The organism is Bacillus sp. 220_BSPC, from assembly GCF_001054655.1.
Taxonomy (GTDB): domain Bacteria; phylum Bacillota; class Bacilli; order Bacillales; family DSM-1321; genus Peribacillus; species Peribacillus frigoritolerans.
Map to the genome: position 1 here is coordinate 1 of NZ_JVPL01000044.1, position 8425 is coordinate 8425.

Below are 8425 nucleotides of genomic sequence, written 5' to 3' on the forward strand. Positions count from 1 at the left end.
GGGTTCAGAATTTTTTAATTCCGAACCCCTTTTGTCTACAAACTGAGCCGATTGAGTGAATCGGCTTTTTTTGTGCATTTATCATCAGAATATTGACATTAAAGGGAAAATGACAATATTCAATGCCCAAAAATAATGAACTTACTGCCTTGTTGTGGTTATTTTTTTGTACTACCTGCTATACTACTAGATGAAAGTAAGTTATAAAATTTGCTAATGATTCGGATTATAGTAATTGACTATCATTTTAAGGATGAGGGAATATAATGTCACCAAAAATAAAATCTTCAAGAAAAATAGCTAGATATTCACTAATTATCATGGGGGCGGGTTATATTGCAACCACTCCATTTCAAGGTACATTGCCTTTAGATTTATTACATGGAGGGTTTGAGGCTGGTTTAGTCGGCGGATTGGCAGATTGGTTTGCAGTCACTGCATTATTCCGCCATCCGCTTGGATTGCCAATCCCCCATACAGCGCTTTTGCCCAACAATCGTAAAAGAATGACAAATGCACTTGTTTCGATGCTAAAAAACGACTGGCTTTCTAAGGAAAGTATTCAGGACAAAGTAAAACATATTCCTTTTACTGAAAAATTGCTCCCTATTTTAGGAAAAGAGATTCAAAGTGATACTTTTAGAAAAGTCCTGATTAAACTGATCAAGCAAATGATTGGTTATATAGATATAGAAAAGATTACACCTTTCGTTGCAAAAAAAATTAAAGCATCACTTTCCAGCATAGACATGAGCAAGATTCTACATTTAGTAAGTTCAGAGTTACTTAACGAAGAGTTTGATAAGAAGGCTTTGGATCATGTTTTGAAAAAAGCTGAAGATTGGTTAGGAAAAAAAGAAACCAGTCACCGACTTGGCACTGTTTCCATGGATGTACTCAGCAAGATTGAACTGGAAGGTATGCTTCATTTCGCCGTTAAATCCATTCAAAGTCTACTTAACGAAGAGAAACTTGGGAATATCATCCAAAACCTTTTATTAAGTGTCGTAAATAATTTACAAAACGAGAAAGAACCAAATAGAGAGGCTTTAATCTTATATATCAGGAAAGAGATACAAGGCATTAACCATAACCGGGAACTGTTGGAAGGAGTTGAAAAATGGAAAAAACAACTTCTGACAAAATGGGAGCCTGAGGCGACAATAGAGGGAAGCCTAAAACAAATTCAACAAGAAGCATTGGATTTCGTCGAAGAAGAACATTTCATGGATACTTACCTGACTCCAATGATTCATCATATACTGGACAATATTAAGGAAAATAGCACCCGCATCGATCAATGGATACAGAAACAAATTACTGTTCTCATTGAAAATAATCATACTCAGATCGGCAATCTTGTACAAGAAAATTTAGATAAGCTAGACAACGAAACGCTGATTGATATGATGGAAAACGGTGTAGGAAAAGACTTACAATGGATTCGCGTGAATGGGGCGGTCTGCGGTTTTATCATAGGGCTTATCCTAACAGGTGCACAGGCTTTGCTTAGGCTATTATAATCCAGGCACCTTCGGTTGATTCGTTTTTCTGAAAATGAAGAGATAAACAAAAAGCCAGCCAAGGTTTTCATGCAACACCTCGGCTAGCTTTTCCTTTTTCATATTAACATGTTTGCATCAATAGACTTAGATTACAGGTACACATATAAATCAAAGTTCCACTTAAAGCAGGGCTTCAATTAACTAAGGATTGGATTGCTGATCACTAAGCCAGCAATCAATATGATCCAAATTAAAAATCAGCAAATTATCGATGGGTCTGAGATGGGGGATCTTTTTATTCAAAATTAGATCATTGATTTCCTCTTCGGTAATTGGATAATTTACCGACTCAAAGTAAATTATTAAACTTCTTATACCATAGGCTTTCCTCATTTAATCACCTCCCACCAAATTCTCCTTATTCAACATAAAGAAAACTTAGTGCTAGATATTAAATGAAGGACCGCTTAATTCTTAATACCCACTTTTTGAAGAAATAATCGCTTTTACTTTATGTAGGGCTTTAAATAAGGAAATTAATCTAATGTATTAGGGTTTTCTCTCCTCGATTATCTCCACTTCATCCCATTCCACAGATTTGGAGTACATATATTTATCTGTTCGTTCAAACCCCATCTTTTTAGCAAGTTCAGTGTTTGTTGTATCCAACAATACTTTTCCGGTTTTTCTTTCTTCAGATGCTGGAAACACCTCTCCCTTATATATTGCCTTTGAATTTATCTTAAATAAATTTTCTACCTCTTCTACAGAAACATTTTTTATATAGATACTTTCACCTAAAACTTTGAAACCTTGAGATAGATCAGCATATTTATTACTTATTAACCTTATAGACTTATCTTCCAGTAGACTAAAACTATACTCGCTACCATTATGTATTGCATACTTTCCTTTTCTTATCATAGGTTCCTCCATTTTCAAACTTTTTCAATTATGGAATAATTCCCCATTTAATTTTTCAGCTTTATGTAATTCTCCTAATAACGAATTTAGATAGTCATTATAACTATCCATATAAGCCCTTACGCCGCCAATAATATTCACTTCTCTTATATCTTCATTATTCTCCATTACATCCAATGCATTCTTATATCTAATATATATAAGTTGAAAAACGCCGCTAGTAATTTCATTACTATAAACTTTTTCAAGATTATTTATCACAACTTTTAATTGATCGATTAACTGCTTTTTCTTATCCATTTCATCTTCCTATCTACTCGCCTATAAAGGAGACCCTTAACAAAACAGTTCCAAAGCTCATTAGAGGGGATAGTACAATAAATATAATCGTGTTTGAAATGAAGAAATTAATCTAATGAATAAGGTTTCCTCTCCTCGATTATCTCGACTTCATCCCATTTTACAGATTTAGAGTACATATATTTATCTGTCCGTTCAAAACCCATCCTTTTAGCAAGTTCAGTGTTTGTTGTATCCAACAATAATTTTCCGTTTTTTCTTTCTTCAGATGCTGGAAACATCTCTCCCTTATAAACAGCATAGGGATTAATAGAATATAATTTTCCAACTTCATTTACACCTACTATTTTCGTGTAAATATTTTTTTTATAATAAGTAAAGCCATTCTCCATATCTTTTTTATCATTGCTAATTAATTCAATAGCTTCCACTGTATCAGATTCTATGAATCTATACTCTCTCCCATTATAGATTGTATACTCACCTTTTCTTATCATTTTCCCACTCCATTATTTAATTTTCCATCACCAATAATAAACTGCTTCGCTTCCCGTTTAACATAGCATAAACTGTGCTCAGAACATAAAAAAACCCTATAAAGGACTTTTATAGGGCGTTTCTTATGTTTATATGAGGGGTTTTACTTCAATCCCCATACTCTTCTTTAATTGCTTTATCTGCACAAAATCTATGGAATTGCTCAATTAATTTATCAATATCTTCTTTTCTTGTGATTTTCTCAAGCCATTCTTTTGGGATGTCGTCCATTTTATAGTACATACCAGCCATTGTCCCTGTAATGGCACCTACTGTATCCGTATCATCCCCTAGATTCACTGCTTTTAAAACGGCATCGCTAAACGAATTTGAATTTCCTAAGCACCAAATGGCTGCTTCCAACGTATGAACGACATAACCATCTGACTGAATTTCTTCATGTGGTAATGAAAAGAAATCTTCCTCAAAAATCCTTGAATAGGATTGCAGCTCTTTTTGGTATATATGATCTTTATCAAAATTCTCATCAAAAAGTTCTTTTATTTCCCTTTTTGAAACTTCAGGAGAATTATTATAATAAAGTCTAAGTAAAAACTCGACATAAATAATGGAACCTACCACAGAACGCGGATGAGAATGTGTAACTTCCGTATATTTTTTAATGGTTTGGATTTTTTCAATGAAATTAAAGTTATTAAAAAGGATAAATGCCACGGGAGCGATCCTCATCAACGCCCCATTCCCATTATCAAACATGGCATCTCCGCCACATTCTGGCGCTGGGGCTCCATTTTTAAACTTGGTTATGGCTTCACTGGTCGTTCTGCCAATATCGAACATTTCATGATGCGGTGTCCAATAACCAGATTCCATATACTGAACGAATTTTTGCATGAGCTCCGCGGAATCGCTTTTTTCAATTAAGTTTTCAATTAAACATAAAGTTAACGAAGTATCATCCGACCAGGTGCCTGGCGGCTGATTATAGGTTCCATATCCCGTTATATCATTAATAGTAAAAGTCCCTCTTTTTTTAAATTCAACAGGGACACCAAGCATGTCTCCAATAATACCGCCATACAGACTTGGTAACATTCTTTGTTTTAGATTAAATCTCAAAAAATTTTCACTATCGTCTTCCCATCTGTCTACCATTCTTCTGCTTGTCATTCCTTACACCTACTTTTTGTTTAAGTACTATTTCGTCAGCCTTCAGTAATCCTTACTGATTTATTAAGGTAACAGTTTGGTTTTATATACACTAATACCTATACTACAACCACTATAATGTTTTTCCATTTTATTAAAAAACCTCGAATGGCTTTAGCCAATCAAGGTTTCATTTTAATCTAGTGAAATACGGATTTCTTTTTCGATAATCTTAACTATATTACCAAGGCATGCAATGGTTTTGGTGCTTTTGGATGAGTAGTCTGGTATTCAAATAAATATGATTACCACCTATAATTCTACTTTCCTATTTCCCCATCGTTATCATATATAAAAATTTGAAAATTCCATCCTCATTACCCTTTTCTATAATTGAAAAATCTTGTCTTTCATCCACATCATACAATATCCAATTTCCATCTTCAAAGTAACAACCTGTTGATAATGGTACATTAGTTTTTCTTCCAATAACGATATTACGTTCTTGTAAATCTATTCCTAACTCTTTTATCTTATTTTCATATTCACTTCGTGTCATTTTACCTTTGGAAATATAGTATGCTGATTCCTGCATCACTGGACCACGGATCATACCATTGGGTTATCTTACCCCATTCAAATACATTTTCAGACAATATTCCCTCAGGATACCCAATTTGCTCTGTAAGCCATTCTCCATGCTGAGATAATTTTTCTTCATAGTCCCATTGGTTAATGGATGAATCACTAACCTTTAAACGTATTCCCTTTATTATATTATTCTCAAAAGAAATTCTAACAGAAAATCTTTTGCTTCCCAACTGTATGGGCCTTAAGGAACCAACTGTTGCTTTATCAGGCTGCCTCTTCCTAACCTCAAAATTAGGATTTGTTGCTAATGACTTCTCAAAAAAATCTAATTTTGTATCTTGGTTAACTTCAATTCCTTCTATTGTCAATGTTCCATTATTCAAATTATTCATTAACGAATCCCCATTTCAAATAAATCAGCATTTTCTATCGTTTTACTATGTTCAGCTTTTGTTAATTTGAAATTGTTTAATAACACTTGGAGCCTCTTTTAATATCTTTTCATATTTACAATAAACTTTTAAAGTACATTCTCATTGCTTTGTCTCCTCTTATCCTCTCGATAAAATCCTGTATGGCTTCACTTTCTTCTCTGTATATTTTCTCCCCTGTTTTTGTTGCTCTCTCGTCGTTTGCGTATACCCTCCACTCATGACCATCTTTTTCAAGAACTACTTCACCTTCATTGGAATTCTTCTTACAAAAAAACGACAATTTTCCAATTCTTCATTTTGAATTATTTTCTTAGCATCATCTATATTCATACTACTATATTCATACTATCCTCCTAAGTAGAAAAAAGTACGGAAGTTCTTATTTTATTCTACCTCCTGTTGATCCAAAACTTTCCGCAGTTTCCTATTTTCGGGAACTTGGACACCAAGTATGTCGCCAATATTACCGCCATACAGACTTGGTAATACTCTTTTCTTTATAGCTAAACTCATAAAATTCTTGTTATCGTCTTCCCATCTGTCTACCATTCTTCTGCCTGCCATCCATTCCACTTACTTTTTTAAAAAGTACTATTTTGTCACCTTCAGTACTCCTTGATTAATTTAAATGTGCTTCTATACTAACATCTAACTACAACCACTTTAATATTCTCCATTTAATTACAAAGGGAAAATCATTTCGTATTTCTAAATTACCTGCTTATCATCATATTTTTAATACTAAAATTTATACTGTCAATGTCATTAATAAACCTTGAATGGCTTTAGCCACTCAAGGTTAACAATATATTATTAAATATTTTTCTTTCACAAATGCTATTCTGCTGAGGAATTATAATCAACCTCTGCATTTCTTAGTCCCTCTATTACTTTATTTATTCGTTTCGATAAATCTTGTATCTCTTCTAATGTTAAGTCAGCTTCTGCTTCTTGTGGGTAAAACATACTTAATCTTTTAGTAATACCTTCAATATATCCAATATAAACCTTGTCTTGTGATAGCAATATTTCACCTACAGCAGTATCAACGATGAAATCTTCTGTTTTCCCAAGGTTTACATACTCATTTTTCGTCCTTGCAATTGCATATTCATGTCCTCTATTTAGGGATAAAAAGTCATTATAGTCCTCATTAATTACCTCGAATATTTCATTGTACTCCCAATCTTCCACTGAAATCCCTCCTATAAAAATTGATTTTTATGGTTTAATTCTTTCCCCATTGTTGTGTATAACTTCTAAACTTATATTAGGGTATTTAGCTGAAAATTCCGCAATAATTCTATTGCAACTTGCACTAGTATCTAATTCAGTAAATAATTTTATATCCCCAGAAACCTGAGTATTATCACCTAATCTAAAAGAAATATCATTTAGAATTTTATATTCTGTATCAGAATCTCTCATATAAGCCTTACCATCTTGACCAGCAGCTTCAGATGCCTTAAAAATAGGCGTATCAGGGTGTAAAGAAATATCAGGAACGAAACCGTCTTATTTTAAGATGATATGTATCTGTCTTATAACCCAGTAATAATCACTATTTATAAAAGCGATCTTTTGAATGAGTCCTGCATCGACAGAACCGCCTTTTCCAAATTGAGATTATCAGCTATACCATTCCCCTATAATATTAAAGACCTTAACAAAAATTTGTTAAGGTCTTCTTAAGTAGCTCAGTCTTTATATTCGTTTATTACAATGAATAAATAATTTCCAGCCCCAAAGGCATAATTAATTATCCAACTTCATTATATAGTCTCTAACTTCTACCCTTGGTATAATATTCCTTCTTTCAGGTAAATCTTCAAATATTAATATTGGTTTTTTCACCTCAATAATCGACTCTATGTCGTCAAGAGGCACGTCCTTTTTAAAAACAAATTGCTCTTGCTTTTCGAATCCATAGCAGGCTACATCATTACTATCCATACTAAATAATGAAATCTCATTTTCATCCAAGATATGCCCGCCCAATGAATAAGGACTAAACTCTTTCCCCTTATAAGTCACTAAAAAATCTAGCTCATAAGCAAAATTCACTTCTTCTATAGCTACCACCTTGATATATAGATTAGGATGTTTATTCCCCCCTAAATCAATAAGTTCTTGAAATCCTGGATCTGGTGTATTACTTCTCAGCCTTAACATGTCATTTCGAATATTCAAGTGATAATCCTTTTGATTATATGTTGCATATTTCAAATTTTATTCACCTCATTTTCTAGGTATCCATTCCATAATATCTCCATCAAATATAAAACTCATTTGTTTTTCACCAGTAGTTGCATCCTTAATATCAAGTATGTCACCATCTTCAAATTGTCTAGGTGTATGATAATATTCTGGTAATACAACTTCTTTGCTGCCAGTAAACCCTCTACCTGTATATGGATAAGATTCAGGAGTTGGATCCCAATTCGGGATTGAAACTTTACTTGGGTCATTTAACCGATATTCAAACACACCATAAAATCTATCGGGTCCTCCAATAGATTGTGAAATTCCATCTACACCATTTGTAACTTTATAGGCCGTATTGTTATAATCCAATCTTGCTCCTTCATAATGATCATGTAAAGTCTTTAATTTTATAGAATCATCTTTAACTGCAGTAAAGCCTCTAACACCATTATAATCAGGATCATATAAGTATTTATAAATATCCCTTTGTGGAATAGTTTTAGCCATTATTGTCCCTATAGATGGAATGCCTATTTGATTCCTAATTGAAGCCACAATATCTTTTTCTGTTAAATTTAATACTCTATCGGGATGTAATAACTTTATAAAATCATCGACTTCATAACCATTTTCATTTACTACCTTTTTTATACCATCACTTGTTTTTGAAATTACTTTTGTGGTAGATAAGCTATTCTTCAATTTAAACTTATGATCCACATACTTCGCCGCACCTGCCACACCGCCGATGCCAAGTGCCATCAAAAGCCCGTTCTGGCGCTGTTCCTCGGTTAGCTGGTTGCCGAACATGTCTTTGCC

Annotated in this window: 13 protein-coding genes; 1 reads left to right on the plus strand and 12 read right to left on the minus strand. The window is 33.4% G+C overall.

All coding sequences use genetic code 11. The annotated features are described in order from the left end of the window. Positions 1-266: 266 nt before the first annotated feature. The gene (locus ADA55_RS02760; RefSeq protein WP_105718981.1) at positions 267-1523 is read left to right on the plus strand and encodes a DUF445 domain-containing protein; all 1257 of its coding nucleotides are present in this window, start codon (positions 267-269) and stop codon (positions 1521-1523) included. Between the two features lie 183 nt (positions 1524-1706). On the opposite strand, the gene ADA55_RS02765 is transcribed toward ADA55_RS02760, so the two are convergent. The 12 genes from ADA55_RS02765 to ADA55_RS30245 form a co-directional block, all read right to left on the minus strand. Next, the gene (locus tag ADA55_RS02765; RefSeq protein WP_048678673.1) at positions 1707-1898 is read right to left on the minus strand and encodes a hypothetical protein; all 192 of its coding nucleotides are present in this window, start codon (positions 1896-1898) and stop codon (positions 1707-1709) included. Between the two features lie 156 nt (positions 1899-2054). Further along, positions 2055-2429, minus strand: coding sequence for a hypothetical protein (locus ADA55_RS02770; RefSeq protein ID WP_048678675.1), 375 nt, complete (start codon positions 2427-2429; stop codon positions 2055-2057). A 24-nt stretch (positions 2430-2453) separates the two neighbouring features. After that, positions 2454-2729 (minus strand): hypothetical protein, encoded by a 276-nt coding sequence (locus ADA55_RS02775; protein ID WP_048678678.1) that lies wholly within the window; start codon positions 2727-2729, stop codon positions 2454-2456. 107 nt (positions 2730-2836) lie between these two features. After that, on the minus strand, positions 2837-3226 hold the full coding sequence (locus ADA55_RS02780; RefSeq protein WP_048678681.1) for a hypothetical protein: 390 nt from the start codon (positions 3224-3226) through the stop codon (positions 2837-2839). Between the two features lie 148 nt (positions 3227-3374). Continuing rightward, positions 3375-4397 carry an ADP-ribosylglycohydrolase family protein gene (locus tag ADA55_RS02785; RefSeq protein ID WP_048678682.1) on the minus strand — a complete coding sequence of 341 codons (1023 nt, stop codon included), beginning with the start codon at positions 4395-4397 and terminating at the stop codon, positions 3375-3377. A 307-nt stretch (positions 4398-4704) separates the two neighbouring features. Then, positions 4705-4971 carry a hypothetical protein gene (locus ADA55_RS02790; protein WP_202186500.1) on the minus strand — a complete coding sequence of 89 codons (267 nt, stop codon included), beginning with the start codon at positions 4969-4971 and terminating at the stop codon, positions 4705-4707. After that, positions 4937-5359: a hypothetical protein gene (locus tag ADA55_RS02795; RefSeq protein WP_048678687.1), complete on the minus strand. Its 423-nt coding sequence runs from the start codon at positions 5357-5359 to the stop codon at positions 4937-4939. The genes ADA55_RS02790 and ADA55_RS02795 overlap by 35 nt, the downstream gene beginning before the upstream one ends. A gap of 426 nt (positions 5360-5785) precedes the next feature. After that, the gene (locus tag ADA55_RS02805; protein WP_226990387.1) at positions 5786-5950 is read right to left on the minus strand and encodes an ADP-ribosylglycohydrolase; all 165 of its coding nucleotides are present in this window, start codon (positions 5948-5950) and stop codon (positions 5786-5788) included. Between the two features lie 288 nt (positions 5951-6238). Next, the gene (locus tag ADA55_RS02810; RefSeq protein ID WP_048678691.1) at positions 6239-6595 is read right to left on the minus strand and encodes an Imm3 family immunity protein; all 357 of its coding nucleotides are present in this window, start codon (positions 6593-6595) and stop codon (positions 6239-6241) included. A 27-nt stretch (positions 6596-6622) separates the two neighbouring features. Continuing rightward, a complete protein-coding gene (locus ADA55_RS02815) occupies positions 6623-6898 on the minus strand; it encodes a deaminase domain-containing protein (RefSeq protein ID WP_048678693.1) in 276 nt (91 codons plus the stop codon). 258 nt (positions 6899-7156) lie between these two features. Then, the gene (locus tag ADA55_RS02820) at positions 7157-7627 is read right to left on the minus strand and encodes a hypothetical protein (protein WP_048678695.1); all 471 of its coding nucleotides are present in this window, start codon (positions 7625-7627) and stop codon (positions 7157-7159) included. Positions 7628-7639: 12 nt separating this feature from the next. Next, on the minus strand, positions 7640-8425 hold a 786-nt coding region (locus ADA55_RS30245), incomplete at its 5' end, for a hypothetical protein (protein WP_226990388.1).